Source organism: Pedobacter frigidisoli, assembly GCF_032678525.1.
Classification (GTDB): domain Bacteria; phylum Bacteroidota; class Bacteroidia; order Sphingobacteriales; family Sphingobacteriaceae; genus Pedobacter; species Pedobacter frigidisoli_A.
Genome location: NZ_JAVTSE010000010.1, coordinates 12,265 through 30,801 on the forward strand (window position 1 = coordinate 12,265; position 18,537 = coordinate 30,801).

The 18,537-nt window shown below is 38.4% G+C and carries 22 protein-coding genes and 1 pseudogene; 8 read left to right on the plus strand and 15 right to left on the minus strand.

Annotated features, from left to right (window positions below; translation table 11 throughout):
• Window positions 1–83 precede the first annotated feature (83 nt).
• The 3 genes from R2Q80_RS20475 to R2Q80_RS20485 form a co-directional block, all read right to left on the minus strand.
• A complete protein-coding gene (locus R2Q80_RS20475; protein WP_316801397.1) occupies window positions 84–671 on the minus strand; it encodes a Crp/Fnr family transcriptional regulator in 588 nt (195 codons plus the stop codon).
• A gap of 1,402 nt (window positions 672–2,073) precedes the next feature.
• Window positions 2,074–3,879: a glycoside hydrolase family 13 protein gene (locus R2Q80_RS20480; protein ID WP_316801398.1), complete on the minus strand. Its 1,806-nt coding sequence runs from the start codon at window positions 3,877–3,879 to the stop codon at window positions 2,074–2,076.
• A gap of 201 nt (window positions 3,880–4,080) precedes the next feature.
• A complete protein-coding gene (locus tag R2Q80_RS20485; protein WP_316801399.1) occupies window positions 4,081–4,554 on the minus strand; it encodes a hypothetical protein in 474 nt (157 codons plus the stop codon).
• Between the two features lie 411 nt (window positions 4,555–4,965).
• Between R2Q80_RS20485 and R2Q80_RS20490 the strand changes: the two genes are divergently transcribed.
• Both R2Q80_RS20490 and R2Q80_RS20495 read left to right on the plus strand, forming a co-directional pair.
• Window positions 4,966–5,214 (plus strand): hypothetical protein, encoded by a 249-nt coding sequence (locus tag R2Q80_RS20490; protein ID WP_316801400.1) that lies wholly within the window; start codon window positions 4,966–4,968, stop codon window positions 5,212–5,214.
• Between the two features lie 58 nt (window positions 5,215–5,272).
• Entirely contained in the window at window positions 5,273–5,479 is a 207-nt protein-coding gene (locus tag R2Q80_RS20495) for a plasmid stabilization protein (protein ID WP_316801401.1), read from the plus strand.
• A gap of 276 nt (window positions 5,480–5,755) precedes the next feature.
• Here R2Q80_RS20495 and R2Q80_RS20500 read toward each other — a convergent pair whose 3' ends face one another.
• The 3 genes from R2Q80_RS20500 to R2Q80_RS20510 all read right to left on the minus strand — a co-directional run bounded on the left by R2Q80_RS20500 (window position 5,756) and on the right by R2Q80_RS20510 (window position 8,068).
• Window positions 5,756–6,754: a carboxymuconolactone decarboxylase family protein gene (locus tag R2Q80_RS20500; protein WP_316801402.1), complete on the minus strand. Its 999-nt coding sequence runs from the start codon at window positions 6,752–6,754 to the stop codon at window positions 5,756–5,758.
• A gap of 81 nt (window positions 6,755–6,835) precedes the next feature.
• A complete protein-coding gene (locus R2Q80_RS20505) occupies window positions 6,836–7,240 on the minus strand; it encodes a cupin domain-containing protein (protein WP_316801403.1) in 405 nt (134 codons plus the stop codon).
• Window positions 7,241–7,495: 255 nt separating this feature from the next.
• Window positions 7,496–8,068 (minus strand): DapH/DapD/GlmU-related protein, encoded by a 573-nt coding sequence (locus R2Q80_RS20510; RefSeq protein WP_316801404.1) that lies wholly within the window; start codon window positions 8,066–8,068, stop codon window positions 7,496–7,498.
• 192 nt (window positions 8,069–8,260) lie between these two features.
• Here R2Q80_RS20510 and R2Q80_RS20515 point away from each other — a divergent pair, with 192 nt between their 5' ends.
• Complete coding sequence (locus R2Q80_RS20515) at window positions 8,261–9,157, plus strand: helix-turn-helix transcriptional regulator (RefSeq protein WP_316801405.1); 897 nt, start codon at window positions 8,261–8,263, stop codon at window positions 9,155–9,157.
• A 128-nt stretch (window positions 9,158–9,285) separates the two neighbouring features.
• On the opposite strand, the gene R2Q80_RS20520 is transcribed toward R2Q80_RS20515, so the two are convergent.
• Entirely contained in the window at window positions 9,286–9,723 is a 438-nt protein-coding gene (locus R2Q80_RS20520) for a hypothetical protein (protein WP_316801406.1), read from the minus strand.
• Window positions 9,724–10,061: 338 nt separating this feature from the next.
• Between R2Q80_RS20520 and R2Q80_RS20525 the strand changes: the two genes are divergently transcribed.
• Window positions 10,062–10,484, plus strand: coding sequence for a hypothetical protein (locus R2Q80_RS20525; RefSeq protein WP_316801407.1), 423 nt, complete (start codon window positions 10,062–10,064; stop codon window positions 10,482–10,484).
• A 9-nt stretch (window positions 10,485–10,493) separates the two neighbouring features.
• Here the strand turns inward: R2Q80_RS20525 and R2Q80_RS20530 are convergent, their stop codons facing one another.
• Window positions 10,494–11,141, minus strand: coding sequence for a DUF4279 domain-containing protein (locus tag R2Q80_RS20530; RefSeq protein ID WP_316801408.1), 648 nt, complete (start codon window positions 11,139–11,141; stop codon window positions 10,494–10,496).
• 52 nt (window positions 11,142–11,193) lie between these two features.
• Window positions 11,194–11,598: a hypothetical protein gene (locus tag R2Q80_RS20535; RefSeq protein ID WP_316801409.1), complete on the minus strand. Its 405-nt coding sequence runs from the start codon at window positions 11,596–11,598 to the stop codon at window positions 11,194–11,196.
• Window positions 11,599–11,964: 366 nt separating this feature from the next.
• On the opposite strand from R2Q80_RS20535, the pseudogene R2Q80_RS21940 reads away from it, so the two are divergent.
• Window positions 11,965–12,105, plus strand: a pseudogene (locus R2Q80_RS21940) (zinc-binding dehydrogenase); the annotation flags it as partial.
• A 219-nt stretch (window positions 12,106–12,324) separates the two neighbouring features.
• Here the strand turns inward: R2Q80_RS21940 and R2Q80_RS20540 are convergent.
• From R2Q80_RS20540 to R2Q80_RS20565, 6 genes are all read right to left on the minus strand, one after another.
• Window positions 12,325–12,864 (minus strand): hypothetical protein, encoded by a 540-nt coding sequence (locus tag R2Q80_RS20540; protein WP_316801410.1) that lies wholly within the window; start codon window positions 12,862–12,864, stop codon window positions 12,325–12,327.
• Window positions 12,848–13,582, minus strand: coding sequence for an ImmA/IrrE family metallo-endopeptidase (locus R2Q80_RS20545; protein WP_316801411.1), 735 nt, complete (start codon window positions 13,580–13,582; stop codon window positions 12,848–12,850). Before R2Q80_RS20545 ends, R2Q80_RS20540 begins: the two co-directional genes overlap by 17 nt.
• Window positions 13,569–13,916, minus strand: coding sequence for a helix-turn-helix transcriptional regulator (locus R2Q80_RS20550; protein ID WP_316801412.1), 348 nt, complete (start codon window positions 13,914–13,916; stop codon window positions 13,569–13,571). Before R2Q80_RS20550 ends, R2Q80_RS20545 begins: the two co-directional genes overlap by 14 nt.
• Window positions 13,917–14,194: 278 nt before the next feature.
• Window positions 14,195–14,608 (minus strand): hypothetical protein, encoded by a 414-nt coding sequence (locus R2Q80_RS20555; RefSeq protein ID WP_316801413.1) that lies wholly within the window; start codon window positions 14,606–14,608, stop codon window positions 14,195–14,197.
• A 19-nt stretch (window positions 14,609–14,627) separates the two neighbouring features.
• The gene (locus tag R2Q80_RS20560) at window positions 14,628–15,059 is read right to left on the minus strand and encodes a response regulator transcription factor (protein ID WP_316801414.1); all 432 of its coding nucleotides are present in this window, start codon (window positions 15,057–15,059) and stop codon (window positions 14,628–14,630) included.
• A gap of 247 nt (window positions 15,060–15,306) precedes the next feature.
• Window positions 15,307–16,173, minus strand: a complete 867-nt coding sequence (locus R2Q80_RS20565) for a LysR family transcriptional regulator (protein ID WP_316801415.1) — start codon at window positions 16,171–16,173, stop codon at window positions 15,307–15,309.
• A 73-nt stretch (window positions 16,174–16,246) separates the two neighbouring features.
• On the opposite strand from R2Q80_RS20565, the gene R2Q80_RS20570 reads away from it, so the two are divergent.
• From R2Q80_RS20570 to R2Q80_RS20580, 3 genes are all read left to right on the plus strand, one after another.
• The gene (locus tag R2Q80_RS20570; RefSeq protein WP_316801416.1) at window positions 16,247–16,426 is read left to right on the plus strand and encodes a hypothetical protein; all 180 of its coding nucleotides are present in this window, start codon (window positions 16,247–16,249) and stop codon (window positions 16,424–16,426) included.
• A gap of 64 nt (window positions 16,427–16,490) precedes the next feature.
• Window positions 16,491–17,012 carry a GNAT family N-acetyltransferase gene (locus R2Q80_RS20575; protein ID WP_316801417.1) on the plus strand — a complete coding sequence of 174 codons (522 nt, stop codon included), beginning with the start codon at window positions 16,491–16,493 and terminating at the stop codon, window positions 17,010–17,012.
• Between the two features lie 13 nt (window positions 17,013–17,025).
• Window positions 17,026–17,916 (plus strand): DMT family transporter, encoded by an 891-nt coding sequence (locus R2Q80_RS20580; RefSeq protein WP_316801418.1) that lies wholly within the window; start codon window positions 17,026–17,028, stop codon window positions 17,914–17,916.
• The last annotated feature ends 621 nt before the right edge of the window (window positions 17,917–18,537 follow it).

Consider the following 18,537-nt stretch of genomic DNA (forward strand, 5'->3'; position numbering starts at 1 on the left):
TTGTTGTCATACCGACAATACAAAGATGCAGCTGGCAGAACGTAATAAAGATGAACCAGATTAGGAAAAATCAATGAACTAGATTAACTTTTCCCCGCTTTACGGTTCCGGATTTTACTTAAATATTCCGTGCTAAAACCAAGATATGAAGCCAAAGCATATTGTGGTACCCGCCGTACAATCTCTGGATATTTGCGCAGAAATTCGTCATAGCGTTCTTCTGCTGTATGTGTAAAATTCTCAAGAAGTCTTTTGTGCTGAAAGGCTAGTGATCGCTGTGTAATAATGCGTTCGAATTTTTCCAATTGCGGTATTTTATCAAATAGTTCCTGTTCTGATGCGTAGCTGATCTGTATTAATGAACAGTCTTCCAGGGCCTCCACAAATAGTGTGGCGGGTTGCTGGTAAATCAAACTGCTATAATCAGATACCCACCAATCTTCTATGGCAAAAGCTAAAGTATGTTCTTTGCCTTCACGATCTACAAGATAAGCCCTTAAAGCACCTTTTACCACATAGCTTTTATGAGTACAAACAAAACCAGGTTGCACCAGGTGTTGCTTTTTTCTGATTTTTTTGATTTGTAAGAATGAGCTCAGAAACTGCTGCTCATCTTCGTTCAGCGATATATACCTTTGAATGTAGTCAAGCACTGGTGAAACGTTTTCCATTTGTCAAAGATAAAAAGCTGTTTGTATTTAAGCTGTAACAATAGCCTAAAGAAATAGCGACTTAGCCATTTTGTTTTTTAATAGCTAAGTCGTTTCTGTTAAATACTGTTTAAAATTCAATCGCGGAGGTGGACTACATTGTACCCTAACCTGGTTCAAAACACAAATCCAGATTAGCAACTAAATTTAGCTGCAATTCATATTTGCTATTGTTGTTGCTTATATTTAAGAGTTATTTAAAATTACTTATACATTTACCGAAGCAGATTATATGGCAGCGCCTGCATGTCAATAAAATCAATTATCAACTTTTAAATCAGATATGACATTTTCAAATCTCCATTATAAGACCCGGCTACTGCGCTTACTTGCTACGATATATTCCGCATTGGTTGGAATAGGTTTAATTATTTTTATATTATTTCCGCCTGAAAAATTTCTTTATCCTCTGTGGCTGAAATGCATGTTGATTATAGCAGCTTTATTATTTTTATATGACGGGATTCTCTCACTGATTAAGCCAATTTCTTTTTCTTATACAGAGGGTATCTTCAATGCCGGATATTTGTTTTCAGGTTATAAGTTTTCGATATCTGAAATTGATGGATATAGCAAAATTAGCTATGCAACAAGGTTTGGCGACCGAAATGGTATCGTATTATATTTTAATAACAGCAAAATATTTGAGCTAAATGAAATCTTAATAGATGGAGATTTTGTCCAGATGGTCCAGATACTTCTTGTCGACATCCCTCATTATCCGCTGAAAAACCATAGGCGATGGTTTAGTCGATTTCCGGGAAGCTACTCAAGGAGAGTATTATAAGCGATATGGTTTCAACATCAACCTTTCTTTACAATTGTGGTAATACACAGTTGAAGAAATTTAATAAAAACAAAAATGTTGAGCACTACAATGATTCCGGCTCTCAAGCTTATTTTGAAATCAAGCTTGGGGATAGGGTAAGAAATTTTATTTACGATTATGATCCGGGATGGACTGATAGAGACATTAAAAGAGAAGAGAACATCCATCAAATTATTGAGTATCTAATAACCAATATTGAAGATCATACGAAGTAAATTGCCATCATCTTTGAGGATTCTTGCTTGGGATAACGCTTTACATTAGAATCCTCCTCAGTAGAAGCGGGTGTTGTCTAATCCAGGAATGAGCACTTTATGGAGTCCAACGCTTCAAGTAATTTTTCTAAATTGCATGAGCATACTTTAATAGCTCAAAAAAACCGGGATAAATCGAACTTTCATCAATTACTACACATGAAGAGAAATCAATTCGCTTTGTTAAAGATCACTTTGAGAATGTGAAAGCCTTAGATGAAGTCGAGAAAGTTTAAATCGTTAACATATTAATATTCTTCATCATCAAACCTTAAAAGATTTACTTCGCTAATACCACCAGATTCATAGGCTCAATCGTTACCGAGCTTAGCACCTTTTTTGAAAAAACGTCCCTATACTGGCTACCCTTTAATTTCGCACTTTTATAATGAATTGACTTATCAGAACGGTTCACCAGCACCAGTACTTCTTCATTATTGTATTTTCGGCTGAAAACATAGAATCTTTGAGCATCATTTTTTTCAATTGTAGTAAAGTCTCCGAGTTGCAGCGATTTATACTTTTTGCGCAAGCCCATAAACTTCTGGTACCATTCAAATAGCTCCCTGTTGAAGGCAACGGGGTCGGCGTCATGTTTGGTCTGGTCCGGATTATAGGTTTCGGGATCGTATTTTTTGCCTTCCCAAATCATGGGCTTGCGGCAATCAGGGTCATTACCGCCCCAAATTCCAGCCTCATCTCCATAAAAAATCATGGGCGATCCTAAGTATAGCATCTGAAAAGCAGCAATCAACTTCTGTTTCTGTATCTGACTGGCCGTAGGTTTACGGGCATTATAACTTTTGTTGTTACTCTTTTGGCTCCAGTTGAAATAATTTCCCCAATCACCAAATTTTAACCCGTCAGGATTAGCAACCGCACTTGCCAGGCGGGTAGCGTCATGACTGTTCATCAGGTTCTGCATATTTAGCGCCACATCATTCCCAAAGGCCTCACGCAGCTCTCGCAAACGGGCGTCGAATGCCGTTACGGAAGAGCCTGTTTTGTCCTGAATAAAAAAATCATGCATAATGAATGCAAAATTGTAGTTCATTGTCGCATCGAACTCATCACCCTGCAAGTAAGGCTTGGTCTGATCTATAGGATAAACCAGCTCTGCAGTCATGTAAGCAGTTGGGTTAATGCTGCGTACCCATTTTCTCCAGTCTTTCCAGAAGGGATGTCCCACATCATATGCCACATCCAGGCGCCAACCATCAATTCCATCTTTTGTGCCCTTATCCATAGGATTCATCCAGCGTTTAGTGGCATTAAAAATATATTGTTTTGGGCCAGCCACTATGCCATGCTCATCTTCCTTGAATTCTGGCAATGTCTTTACGCCAAACCATCCGCTATAATCAAAAGTAGTACCCTTGGCGGCGTCGTTCCAGCTTTTCACCGTAAACCAATCTGCATATGGTGAAGCCTGCTGATTTTTCTCTACATCACGGAAGGCAAAACTTTTTACGCCCATGTGGTTAAATACACCATCGAAAATAATTCGCATATTTCGGGCATGAACCTCTTTAATAAGCCTTAAAGCTAAAAGATCGGCCTTTGTCCACACCCAGGTTTTTACATCCAGAGGGTTTTCCTTTTCCATTAAGGCAATATCACCTTTAGGGTCGGGTCCAAAAGTGGGATCAACGTGGTGGTAACACAAGGCATCATATTTGTGCGACGATGGAGACCAGAAAATAGGCGTCATGTAAATGGCATCAACGCCTAAAGACTTGATGTAATCCAGTTTATCGATAACGCCCTTTAAATCCCCGCCATACCGGCGACGTTGCAGGTTGTAGTAAATATCCTTACCATTTTGCTGTTCATAAGGTTGCAGTTCGTACCAGTCGCTCGTCCAGGGATGGATTTGAAACGGCGAAGTGGTATTAAAGGGGTAAGCCCCGTCCTGGTCTTCGGCTTTTGGGTCATTGGCAGTATCGCCATTATTAAAACGCTCCGGAAAAATCTGGTACCACACAATCCCTTTGCTCCATTCGGGTGTAAAACTTTTTTGGGCAAAAGAAGTAACAGCTATTAACAATAGTCCGCCCAATAAGGCTGATCTGAATATATGTTTCATAAAAAATTGATGTATGGAATCATTTACCTGACCTCAGGTAATTTCATCTACGGCGCAATAATAAGCAAAAACATTTGTACAAGTTGTTGATGAACTATTATGGTTACACTAAAAAAAGTTAGTAGAATTGCGCTATTAAACTTATGAGCGGTAAAAACCAGCAAAGCGATTTGATAAAAAGACAGGCGCGTTTACGGTTTATCATCCTCCGGTCGAAACCATACTGCAGTCCATCTCCAATGGTTCTTGCTCGAAGATGTGGTCGTGATTATCAAGCATACCGAAATACAGGTTGTGCTGACAGAGTGTGATGTTAATTTTGTCGACCGCCGATTCGTCTAAACCCCGTATACTGCGCAAGGTTTCCATATTGCTGTTTAATAAATCGGCAATGGTATCTATCCCTTCCATTTCCAGAGGCCGGTAAATGCGGCGGGAGGGAAACAACACATACAGGTGCCAGGAACAAATGGTGCAGATGATGACTTTATCATCTGCGGATAGCTCTGGTGCTATTTCCAGTGCTGTATTCAAATGCGTTAAACAGTTGCGCAACAGATACAAATGATCAAAAAAGTGGGTTACCGTTCGGGGAATGGTACTGATTTGTTCATAGCTGGCTCGAAAGGCGGTAAGCTTGGCTTTACAGTCGGTATAACTTTGGTCTATTATCATATTTATCCATTAGCATATCAAAAACCATAGCCCCCTGTCAGCTCAAAAGCCGTAGGATAGCTATGGTATTACGCACATATGGGATGTTTAAACGGTAATAATAGGAATGAGCAGCTTAGCGCTTACGGTTTAAACTTAGAAAATATTTTGATTATATCCAATTGAAAATTTTTATACCTCCGATAATTTTTGTTTGATCCTCAAACACTGTTATCATCAATACGGGTTACTATACCTTCTTTTTTGTGCCGGGTTAGATACGACACCGTATGCAATGTTACAATCAATTTAATAAGTAAATATGAATGATTCCATGACACTAAGCCTTATAAAGGTAAGATGCAATAGTATACTATATACTTTTTATATATAAAATGTTTTGTATATAATTGCTTTGAAAGAAATTACGGAATGAAAAAGAACATTGATATTAACGAAAGTCTTTTAACTAAGTTAAAAATATTGTCTGTTTTTGAAGAAGTGAGCGTTAAATCAGTTATGGAAAAGGCTGTCTCTTTTTATGTAGAATATAAAGAAAAAGAGCGGCTGATGACATGGTCTGAAGAAGATAAAGAAGATTTGGGGGTATTATTACTTATGCAACAAGCAGATAGAAGTGATATAGTAAGCCGTGAGGAATTAATGAAGGCTTTGGACTAATGGACATTATTTTTTACGAAGTCTTTTAAATGATATTCAGAAACTCAACGATAAAAAAATGAAATCTAAAATTAAAGACTTCATTTTAGAGATTGAAAATGCTGAAAGTTTAGAAGAACTTGCAAATATTAAAAAAATGAGGGGGTTCGTTACAGCTTGTCGTTGGAGAGTAGGGGATTATCGATTGGGGTTTTATAAGAATGAAAACACGATTGAGATAGCCCGTTTTGTAAAAAGAAACAACATATACAAGATATTTCCCTGATCCCATCAGTGATAATTCATCATCAGCCACTTTGAACAAATTCGCTATGCACAGTGCAGTGTTACTCTTTGAAACTTTTTCCGCCAACATATAAGTCAAAGTTGATTGATACACTAAGGCTATTCATTCCTTCAATTGCTTTTTTGTCTATATGTGGTCCACCAAGCATTGTGTTTCCATTATGAAATTCTATTGTAACAAAGAATAGATATCGCCTGAAATTGAGTTAGTAAAGCCTGCAATAGAGATACTCATCCATAAGTGAAGATGTTTAAGTTAATTTATTTTTTTGAATATTCCTTGCATTGTTTGCGTATCAACATCTGTCATATCAACTAGCTTTAAAGATTTTACCATTTTCATAGTGGTGGTTTTATAGTGCTGAAAATGTGTAGTTTTCAAATGTGACTGGTAAGCTTCTTTGTTGGCATAGATTTCGACAATTCTAACCTGAACCGGATTTTCTTTTTGATACATCGCGAACAGCGCTATAACCCCTGGTTCAATTTTCACTGATACAGCTGATTCTTCTTTAAGGATCGATTTGTATTCTTCCAGAAAATCAGGTAGTACCTCAATTTCGGAAATGCGAACCATCATGTCGGCTGCTATAAGCGGGAGTTCAGGTTTATTTATTAATTTATATAAAACGTTTGCCTGAGTTTTGCTTACTAATTTTGCGATCATGTTTGCAACCTCTACGAGTTGTCCATTCGTGATGCCGGTATTGATTCCCATTTTGATGTGGGCTTGAAGCTGTGGTTCAACACCCGGCATCGCAGCCAATGCTGATATTGTGACTAATTCTCTTTGCTGATAGGTAAGCACATCACTTTCAAAAATATCGCCGAACAAATGCTCCTTCAAAAATGCATCAACCCTGGGTGCGAACTCACCAAAACCTGGCGCAGGCTTAGCCTGTGGCGTTCCTGTTAGCTGTTCCAGGACTTTCCTGCCCTGTTCGTATTTATCAGCTGTGTCACTTCTATTAGTTGTTGCCGGGCCTTGTTTATCAATAATTCCTTTCAATTTTCTCTCCTCCAATACTCCCATAAAAGTATTGATTGCGTTAAGGCTCCGGGGGAAACCACAATACGCGTACAGCTGAACGAGGACTTCTTTCGTTTCATTGACCGTAAGGCCCTCATCCAGTGCGATATGAAGTTGAGTGTTGAGATTTTCCAAATCTCCCTTTGCAGTGAGAGCGGAAATCGTTACCAGACTTCTCTGTCCTGGATTAAGATCCGAAGTTTTAGATATTGTTTGTGCGTTCATGATTGTCCTTCCAACTATGATTAAAATGAAACAAAGCATCCATTTGAAAAACTTGATTTTACTCATGGTTTTTGTAATTAATTATTTATTTACTGCGTCAAATTCTTCGTCGCTCACTGGTTTAAGCCAGGTAACATTCTCTTCTCCTTTGTAGTTGCTTATGGCAATATGTACCATCCGGGTATTCGCCGTTGCTCCGTGCCAGTGCGTTATATTCTCTGGAATATTAACCACATCACCTTTTTTTATTGATTGAGCAGATTTACCTTTTTCCTGGTAAAAGCCTTCTCCCTCAGTCACAATCAGTACTTGACCCTTAGGATGTGTGTGCCAATTGGTTCTTGCTCCCGGTTCAAAAGTTACACTCCCCAGTGCAAATTCGTTGTTCCTGTCTTTTGCGAGTAAAGGCTTTAAGAATGCATCACCTGTAAAATATCCGCTCTCCAATTTGTCGCCTTTTGGAAAAAGCGAGTTTTCTGTTTCCATAGTTTTATTTTTTATATCTTGATAACAAGCTGTGGTTAGCGTAATCATAACTAACAGCATTATTAAATTTTTGATGTTTATTTTCATTTTATTTTCCAGTTCTATTTTTACTGCGAAGGTACTACTGACTTTAAGTGCCTCCATTCCCCTTGCGCCATGTATTTTCCTGCTAATTTCCTTCCTACTAGCATGTAACTGAAGGCGAACAATATATGTAGCATCTATGGCAATCTCGCATCTTTGTAGATTTAATTGTTAAATTCTCTTAATAAATCTAGCAGGCACACCTCCGACAACAGTATTTGTTGCTACGTCTTTTGAAACAACGGCTCCGGCGGCAACTACAGCATTTTCTCCGACGGTAATCCCCGGAAGTATGGTTGCTCCTGCACCAATCCACGCATTTCGTTTGATCACAATTGGCTTTGTAAGCAAGGCGCTTCTATCTGCCGGATCCAATGGATGATTTTCGGTCACAAGGTTAACCCTCGGCCCGATCAGAACATCATCTTCGATGGTGATACCGCCCATATCGAGAAATGAGCATGCATGGTTGATGAAGACGTTCTTGCCTATAGTGATAAACTTTCCGAAGTTGGTATAAAAGGGAGCAAAAATTGTCGTGCTTTCATCAATTCTGGTACTAATGATCTCGCTAAATAGATCACGTATGGAATTGATGTCAGTCGCATTATTCAGCTGCCCGGAAAGCTTGATGGTTCTTCCCACCACTTCATTTATTTGATAATATTCAGGGTCGTTTAAACGAATGAGTTCACCTGACCTTAACCTTTCTAAAATATTTACTTGTTCATCTGCTGCATTCATTATCATCGAATTTGATTTGAAATACTGCTCCTGGTGAGCTTGCCTTTCTAAAATTTGTAATGCAAATATCGGCAGCAGTGCTGGCTTCGGTGTTATACAGAATACTGTTTTGTTTACCGCTTTTACGGATTCTCTATTACACGTGAACTACGAAGATTCATTTTTGCTAAATTTGATCTATAAACCAATGATATGGCAGAGGTAAAAAGATTGGACACTGTCCGCCAGTATAATGATTATGTCGGGGTAGATACACTGCATCCCTTAGTTAGTGTGGTTAATTTCAACGAAATTCCAACCATTATCCACTATCGACATTACATGGGTATCTATGCAATATTTTTCAAGAATATCAAATGTGGCAACATGACTTATGGTTGCCAAACCTATGATTATGAGGATGGAACCATGGTATTTGTTCAACCAGGACAGGTCTACGGAATAGACAGCAATGGCAAAGCAGTGATTCCGTCAGGATATGGACTGGTATTTCATCCTGATCTGCTAAAGGGTACGCATCTCGGGAAAACCATAGGGGAGTATACCTTCTTTTCATATGAAGTTAATGAGGCACTTCACCTCTCTAAAAAGGAGAAAGAGACGATAATGGATTCCCTGAAAAAGATTTCTGCAGAAATAGAGCAGAACATCGACAAGCACAGCAAGACGCTGATCGTTTCCAACATCGAACTCTTCCTGAACTATTGTATGCGCTTCTATGATCGCCAGTTTATCACCCGTAGCCATGCAAATAAGGATATCCTGGTCCGCTTTGAAACCCTTTTGATCGATTATTTTCAGTCTGGCAAGGCATCAGCGCTAGGTCTTCCAAGCGTGGCCTATTGTGCAGATCGGTTGCACCTCTCACCGAACTATTTTGGCGACCTGATCAAGAAGGAAACCGGCAGTACCGCACTAGATTACATCCAAACCAAAATGATAGACCAGGCAAAAACCTATATTTTTGATCGCTCAAAAACCGTCAATGAAATTGCAAGCAATCTCGGCTTTAAATATCAGCAGCATTTTACCAGGATTTTTAAGCAAAAAACCGGCATGACGCCAAATGAGTACAGAAATCTAAATTAACGTGATACCAAAAACCATATTGCCAATTAACGAAAAGATATATAACATTATTAAACCTGGTTAAATTCATCAACATCAACGGATGAATACCATGATGTATATTGAATAAACTGCATGGTAAGCGTTAGCTAAGCGAGGTTTGATCGTCTCACAATGAAATAGCCAAACCCTCCAAGTCCAACAAAAATTATTGGCATATAATCATCAATGGGGCATTGTTGGATGCTAAAGTTTACAACCCTTCCATTTTGATAATAATTATTAGGGTACTGGGTACCGCCTCCTTTATATTCAACCCAGCATCCGGCTCCAGGCACATCAGTAACATTCGTAGCATAAGTGGTCGAAGATGCGGCTCCGGATGAACAGTTTAGCCGATACGGATTGTCATTGGTGTAAAATTTACCAGGCGTCTCGCCTGGTTGAGGGGTTGAATATATCAGATCTACAGCGCTTCGTCCAGCACTTCCTGCGGGAGGTACCAGGCAGCCAGTTTCGGCAAATACAGAAGTCGCAGCGCATACCATTAGCATGGACGCGACAATTAAACGGAAAGGGATAGACATTGTGTAAAGGTACTTTTTTTATTTTTTTGTATGATAAGTTGTACGGGGATTTTGTAAAAATGGATTGATTTATTGGCCATTAAAGTTTATTAAAACTTTTAGATGACAAATGTTGTTAACTTATCATCTATCCCTTATTTATGCGATCTATAATCTCGGCTTACGACTGGCTTGCCGTCAAAGCTTGCGTAATGTTTAATGAAACGAAATTCATTAGCTATTGCAAAAACGTTTCCCTTTTTCTACTGGCTTTATTTATTGTTATCATTTTATTGATGACAGGGATATTGGCTGAGTCATTTGATGAGCTATTTTTTCGCTAAATCCAGCGCCATCTCATGAAAATCAGATTAACTCTTGCTGCATTATTGACCATTTTCGTAACGCAATCCAGTTCAGCCCAGGGCTGCCTGATCAACAACTACGATCAATTTGATAAGGTATTTAATAAACCCACTGCTGCAGGCGCAACAACATTTATTCCTGGGAATGGGAATAACTTTGTCAATTATACGGGTACCTGTGGACCTCATACCTATATTCAGGTTTTCGGAGCGCCAAGTGGCAGCTGTTCGGTAACCGAAAACCAGGTCACAAAAACGGGTCAGTATTACACAAATGTTTCACAACCGTTCACACAGGCGTGCAACGTACCACTTGACGACAATATCTGTTGGTTGTTATTATCTACTGGCATGTTGACTTATTATTTTATAAAAAGAGAAGATCAGCTTTTCAAGCATTACGAGCGTAGAATGTAGATTTTTCCATTATTTGAAACTTTTTCCGCCAGCATATAAATCAAAGTTGATTGATACACCAAGGCTATTCATTCTTTCAATTGCTTTTTTGTCAATATGTGGTCCGCCAAGCATTGTGTTTCCATTATGAAATTCCAAAGCAACCTGAATATAGCCATTTGCTTTTTCCACAAGTTTTGAAATACCCACCCTATCTTTTTCTAAAAAGGTAAGGAGCTTATTTAATTTGTCTTCAAACTCATCTGGTTCGGGATTGGGCTCAAACAGAACGGTACTTTCTTTCCATAAAATGCCATTTCTTCTTTCGTCTCCTTTATTTCTTCCGCCAGTTGATTTCAGATTCGTCCATTTACAAAGTTCCGTCAGGGTGAATTCAGCTGAGTCTGCTCTGAAATATACGCTAATCTTCGCCTCAGTTCCGACATTAACGATTTCATTTTTTTCAATGTCAATGTAAACTGCAAAATAAAATCTTTCGCCGGATACGGGTACGTAGACAATAATTAATTTACCATTTTGCTCCCGGTCAATACGTTCAATTTTTAGCTGATTGTCAGAATAAACCGGGCTATGAATTTCAAGATACTGTTCTGTAGCGCCAAGTGTCTTATTCTTGAATTCGTTTTCTATCAGTTTGATCACTTGCAGGTCGTTCATAATTCCGTTGTTAAATTATTATAGATTTACACTATCAATCTAAATAGTTATCCTATCGATCTACCGCAAAATGTATAGTTATTGCAACGATGCAACTTAAAGGAAACGTTTTAATCACGTATGATATATTTTCCCAGTAAGGATAGGTCCATATATTGTAAAATGAGCCTACCAAACAAATATTGACTATAACAATCACCTCACATAACACGATTTTTTTCAAAACAGAAATGCGTCCTTTTAATACAAAATAATTATAGGGCAGCAATACAAATATCAGAAAAAGGGGAGCGATGCCAAAAAATACATAGGGAGCGTATGCTTTTTCGTATTCCAGAAATGTGCCACCAAACATTTTTGAGCCATATCTTTCCAATTTAATATAATCAAACAACATTTTTATAACCGGAAGAACTATAAAAGCCAGGATCAGGTTAGTAACTATTCTGCGTTTCATATTTCGCTACACTTTTTTTAAAACTCAATTAAATTAATTCATGATAGATTAAATTATCGACCATTCCTGCAATTGTAGCCCATCCAAATCTTTTACGAACTTCTTCATTATCGCAACGGGGAGTTGCCACCAAAAATAGTCATTATCTATGGCAATAACCGAAATGTTGCTTTGTTGCATCTATCATATAAAAGGTGATATGCCTTTGTATCAATAATTTGCGCGGTGATTATTCCGGTCTTAACAATAATGTTCTATGAAGACTTTTCATTATTAAAAGTATGGCAGGCTGCGCTATTGGCCTAAGGGAAGTACTTTTCTGGCGGTTAGCACTTGGCGGTAGTCTGATCTAGTGGAAGTCAGCTTGAAAAGATTACACACCTCATCGAAGCGGGATTTATTAAACCTGTAGCGGATAAGGTATATGCTTTCGGGCAGGTAAATGATGCGCTACAGTATGTGGAAAGCGGGCGTGCAAAAGGTAAAGTGGTAATTAAGATAAAATAAGTGCCTTTGAATCTGATCACCACCTGATCAGATCATTTTCCCAATAAATAAGGTTTTTAGATTGCGATTCTATCTTCAGATCAAGCGAACGTTTTTCTTTGTTTGAAGATCAGATTCAGGCTTAAGTCACTCAAATGGTTTTTTTATGCGTTACTTCGGTTTAGAATTTCGGAATAATAACTACCAGCAATTTAGTTGACCAAAGATAGTATAGTACTTTCAGATTGGAAAGGGTTTTCCGTTACGAGTACAATACTCTTCCAGGCATGTACTTGGGATCCTGGCTGGGATCTTCATTGTAATTAGTTCATAAATCATATAATCTATATCGGAAAGGGTCATCACCTTTGAGCAGTATGCCTCATAAAGAAAATCCATGGTTGAGAGGTAGCTAATGCCATGGAGTTCGCAATATGGCTTAATATCTCTAAAATTATTGGAGGCAATGATGTTTTTATCAAATCTGGCAACAGCCATGCAAGCGCTTTCGCCTGCGCCCTTTCCCGATTTTTTTAGAGTAGCAAACTCACGCACGATTTCAAGGGTGTTGGGCATAGCAATTTCAGATAAGTTCCCAGATTGTATGAGCATATTAATATGATCCCTGAATTTTGGATGCCTTCTGATTTCATCTGCTACAATAGTAAGGACTATCTTTTTGTTTTTGAATATTTTGGGAAGGAATAAGGTGTTTCCTGAGACCATAAAATGGCTAAGTATGTCAGCATCAGCCAAAATAAGTCTACTGTCCTGGCTCATCTGTTAAGTCTGAGTAAATGTCTTTTCCGATGTCCATCATCAGCGACATAAAGTAGCTTTCCGAGATGCTTTCTTTATCGTAGAGTTCTTTAGCTAATTGGCCATATTGACCTATAATAAGCCCATCATTCCCTTTTTCATAAAGTTTTGTGTCAAAGCCCAGGTTTACTGCACCTCTCTTTACATCATACCTGAATTCCTCATGTTTTTCGGAAGAAATAAGTTTTAGATGTTTGAGTCGATATAGCAGTGCGCTCCTGGATGAATTAAAATACTGTTCCAGTTTTACGATAGTGGACAGTTGAATCTTATCTTTCGCGAGCTCAGCATCAGGGATATGCTTGTAGAGCCCATCTTCAGGCATCAGAAGTTCAGCGGCAAATAGATCTGCATGGTATTCATTAATATCCGATTTGTCGAAACGTCCCGTTTGGCAGGATTTAAATCGGAAGTCCGGTTGTTTGAATAAGTGGTAGAGTTCGTGTGCAATAGTAAAATGTTGCTTTCCCAAGCTATGGTTGGAATTGATCAAGATAAAACGATTCTCTCCTGATTTTATGGCCATGCCAGAAAACGAAGGTGACAGCGGCTTGAATAGGGTAAGTACGTTGTTGCTGAGCAATACGCTCTTAAGCAGTACCGGTTCGCTACTGTTCAGGCCATTATCCTGACGAAATTCTGCAGCCTTTTTTGATATGATATTATTATTGATTAGCAAGCTTCAGGTGCATCAGGGTGAGATAATTTTTAACAACTTTTTTGAACTCGGCAATGCTTTCAAGGTCCTGCTCCTCTAACTGGTCAGCTCTGAAGGCAAAGGCCAAACAGGCATCTAAGTCCTGCGCGTTATCTGTTATAAGGTTTTCTAGGTCACATCCAAAAAGATCAGCGAGCTTTAGCAGGTTTTCTACCTGCGGTTCTCTCGAACCAGTCTCGTAGAAGCTGATCATTTCGCGCTTAACTCCCAAATAGATGGCAAGAGCGTCTTGCGTTAGTCCCATCTGTTCTCGAAAGGTGCGAATATTGTTGCCTATTATGTTTTTGTTGGTCATTTGGATTTGCTTAGCTGTTACAAATATACAGTATAAATTTTTATTTATACCTGGATGTAACAGATAAAATTTAACTTTTGTTTAATGAAACTAATTTTTTATGTTCTAATAATCAGGATATAGCAGCTATTTCTTTTTGTTATAACAAATATTTTTAATTGCACTACAGCAAGAAATTTATTATTGATTTCTTTAGATGTGTAACAATATTTTCCATCATACTAAGTATAATTAAGGGGTATTCTGGCCTATTGCAAACAGCAAGACAAGAACAATTCTTACCAAATCACCACCCTCACTTCGAAAAACTTTCCATCACTCCAGGTCTCCATACTTGCCGCACCTCCATAAGTATAGGCTAGCCTTTTCCTCAAATCGTCCATTCCACTATAAAAGCCAGCACCCAGCCGGTTAGGTCTGATCAGGTTTTTAGTCGTAATTCTTAGGGTAGCTAAATGATGCTCAATCCTGATTAATCCCGGGTATTCAGCCTTAGTTAAATCTCCATGCTTGTACATATTTTGGGCAAGGCACATGATTAAGCGAGGCATAACGAATAAGTTTTCCAGCTTATCGGGCGATGCCAGTATCACATAAGGAGGGGTGCTTTGCGCTGCGAACTTTGCAATCATTTCCCCTAGCACTTCCAACTCGGTTCCCAATGGCGTCACCTTATCCTGTATACTTTCCATACTTAAATCATGAGCTGGGCTATACATTAATCAACCCTATACTGGTTTTGCCTGTTTCATAAACTTCCCTTATTGCCAGGTTCAGTTTTTTGTCAGAAACCGGTTTATTAAGATAGGCTACAGCGCCAGCGTGTTTAGCAGCATCCACATAACATTTTTCGGTTTCGCCGGTTAATATCATCACTTTGCTTTCCGGCCAGCGGCTAATTATTTTTGATGCCGCATGTATACCATCCAGCCCGGGCATTTTCAAATCGGTAATGTAGATGTCCGGTTGTTTCGGGGATTGTTCTGCCACACGCAGCAGTTGCGCACCATCGCGCACCGCAAAAGCTACAACAAATCCGTTCTCTTCCAGTATTTCAACAATAGCTTTAAGTTGCACATAGTCATCTTCAGCATAACCAATTGTAATTGGTTGCCTCGATGCGGTAGAATATTCTTCACTCATGATAAATAGATTTGACTTTTTTAAATGCCAGCTAAATCATGAGATGTTTTACAACAATGGAGATACTGCTAATTTAAGAAATAGAAAATAAATAATCCAATAAAAAAGCGTGTAAGTAAAATGGTGATAGTAAAGTTACAGGCAGGCCAAAAATGGAGGTAGAGGTAATTATCACCTCATTGATATCATCACAAGGTATGAATATCAAATAACGAAGGATTTTTAATAACTAAGTATTATAGGGAGATTAGCTTTTCAAAATGAACTTTAGTACATTATTTAGAACCGGGTGATGATCATTAACTCTCCAATTAAGGAATAAATCGGTCTGATACGGCAAGGTGATGAATCTAATACCAGGAATTTCATGGTACTTGTAAGAGTTGGGCAATACGGCTATACCTAAACCCTTTTTTACCAATGCAATAATCGCAGAACCAAACTCCGAATGTAAATATGCTTCAGGTACAATATCATGAGTCCGGAACAACTGTTGAATAAGGTCACTGTAGCTGCTTCCCTCATCCTTTATCGGTAAAATAAACTTCTGGCTGCTAAGGCTTTCTTTTGTAAGATCCTCTGCTTTAAGAAAAGGATGGTTATCAGGCACTACAATAGACAAAAAGTCGGTAGAAATCTTTTCTGAACTGATATCATCGGCCTTATTGATATCCCTGGTGATTACCAGGTCTATTTTGTAGTTGCGTAGGAACTCCAGCTGATCTTCATACCATACCTGTACGAGTTCGATCTTAAGTTTAGGATAGGCTGAAGCAATACTGCTGAGCATTTCCGGCATGATGGACGCAGATATTGAATCGGGGTGCGCGATAATTATAGTACCACTTTCACCTAACTGTATCTGACGGGCGTGTTCATGGAAAAACTCCAACTCGTTTATCTGCACTTCCCACTTTTCTTTTAAGAATTGCCCTGCAGAAGTAAGTTTAACATTCCGTTTGTCACGCTCAAATAGCTGAACATCTAACTCACGTTCCAGTGCCTGGATTTGACGGCTAAGGGCAGATTGAGTGATATGCATCCTTCCAGCTGTTTTCCAGAAGTGGAGTTCTTTCGCAAGGGCCAGAAAATATTTGATCTGTTGAGTATTCATTAATGCAATATAAGCATTAATATATGTTATAATAGCATTTTTAGGCATTAGCGGATAATGTAACTTTGTACTCATGGAACAATTAGCATTTAATATAAGACCATGCACCCCATTAGATTTAGATAAGCTAGTGGTGCTGATAGAAAAACATGCCGAATTTGAAAAGGCTGTTTTTACGACAGAAGGAAAGCTGGCGAGCTTAGAAGCAGCTTTGTTTGGTGAACAGCCACCTTTGAATTGCATAGTGGCTTAAATTGACGGACAGGTAATTGGTTACGAGAATTAAATCGGGAAATCTCCTGGCAAATTATTACAAGATGGAAAATATAGAAATTAACAAAGTTACACTAAGAGATATCGAAGCCTTAGCTCAAATTGGTGAGCAAACCTTTTCTGAAACCTTCTCTGAAGTTAACACAGAAGAAAATATGACGAAATATCTCGAAGAGGGATTTTCGCTGCAGAAATTGGAAGCTGAGCTAAGCGACGCATATTCACAGTTTTACTTTGCTGTTACCGGTGGTGATGTTATTGGTTATTTAAAGCTTAATACTGGAAATTCACAGACAGAACTTAAAGATGTTAACGCCGTTGAAATTGAACGGATATATGTTGTACAAGCCTTTCATGGTAAAAAAGTTGGACAGCTACTTTACGAAAAAGCAATGCACATCTCTCAGGAAGTGGGGGCTGAATATGTGTGGCTAGGAGTTTGGGAAGAAAATTCCAGAGCGATCAGCTTTTATAAAAAAAATGGCTTTATAGCGTTTGACAAGCACATTTTCAAACTAGGCGATGACGAACAAACCGACATCATGATGAAAAAGATTCTTAAATAATACCCTACAATAAATGGACAGAAAGAATCTATTTCTAATTTTATTGGTACTAGGTACGGCTTTTTGGGGTATATCGTTTCCAGTAGTTAAACTAGCTATAGGAGAATTTTCATCATCTACATTCCTTTTTTACCGCTTTCTGGCAGCAAGCCTTGTTTTATCAGTAATTTTTGCTGGTCAGTTCAAAAACACCGGTTGGAAATCCATTAAAGTTGGAATTAGCCTGGCCATTCCACTTACGTTTGGTATCTATATGCAAACGCTTGGCATCCGCCACAGTTTTGCTTCCCAGTCTGCCTTTGTTGCAGGGATGTGTGTAGTGATTATCCCAGTACTAAAGATAGTTCTCTATAAAGACAAAGTACCTATGAAGGTATGGCTGGCTGCTTCGGTCGCTCTGACAGGTCTTTTTGTTATCTGCATCAAGGAAAACTTTTCAATTAATATTGGGGATTTATATACCTTAATTGGTGCTTTAGGTTTTGCCATTTACCTAATCAAAGTGGAGCAGCACTCGAAAAACCTTAATATCATTACAACGATTGTACCCATGTTTGCTACCTGTACCCTAATCACAGCTTTCCTATCCGTAATAGATAGCCAGGCTGACTGGATGCCTCAAAGCAATATTTTTTGGATAGGCATTGCATATTGTGCTCTTTTTTCTACAGCATATATGTACACAATATCTAATCTTTCACAGCGATACCTAAGTGCAGAAAGAGTATCAGTTATTTATTTATTCGAACCTATCTTCGGAGCCGTGGCTGCTTACTTCATATTAGGAGAAATACTCTCCTGGAGACTGGTACTTGGCGGCAGTTTGATATTTGCAGCCACGATTATTTCGGAAGTAAAGCTTTCTCAGTTGTCGTTATTACTTAAACGAAATTTAGAGATATAGAATTCAGACAAAGATTTGTCATTTGTGATGAGCTGGTTCACAAAATTGGCGATATGATCATGTATTGTGATAGGTGAAATTGCTTTTGAATATACTTATTGTTTAAATGATTGCAAAAGGCGGACATCTATCTGGAAACAAAGTTGGTTAAGATTTAATGACCACCCTCACATCGAATCTCCAGACAATTATTTGTACCACTTTGGATAAAGGTGTTTTCATCACTAATGATAGAGGTAAAAATTGGAGTGCTTATACTGAAGGATTAACTGACGAAAATTTTTGGACATCATATTACGACCCTATCAAAAGAAAAATATATGCAGCTTGCCCATCAGGCATATATGAAAGAAAAATTAATTTATGATCCAAGCGTCTTGATACCATCCCAATTTTTTTCTATTCAATCTTTATGATTAACAAGGGCTGCTAATTGTTCATAAACAGCTTTGCTTTGCTAAACAAAGTTCGCATATTTTATGCTGTCAATGTCAAAGTAAGTCACATCTTATCTCAATAAAGTTTATCGGTGCTTTTCCTGATAATGGCAAATGTGAGTTTAGCATCTGTTGATAAAAAAGTGTTTTGCTTATAAAAAATGGAGTTAGCGGCTCATCGACA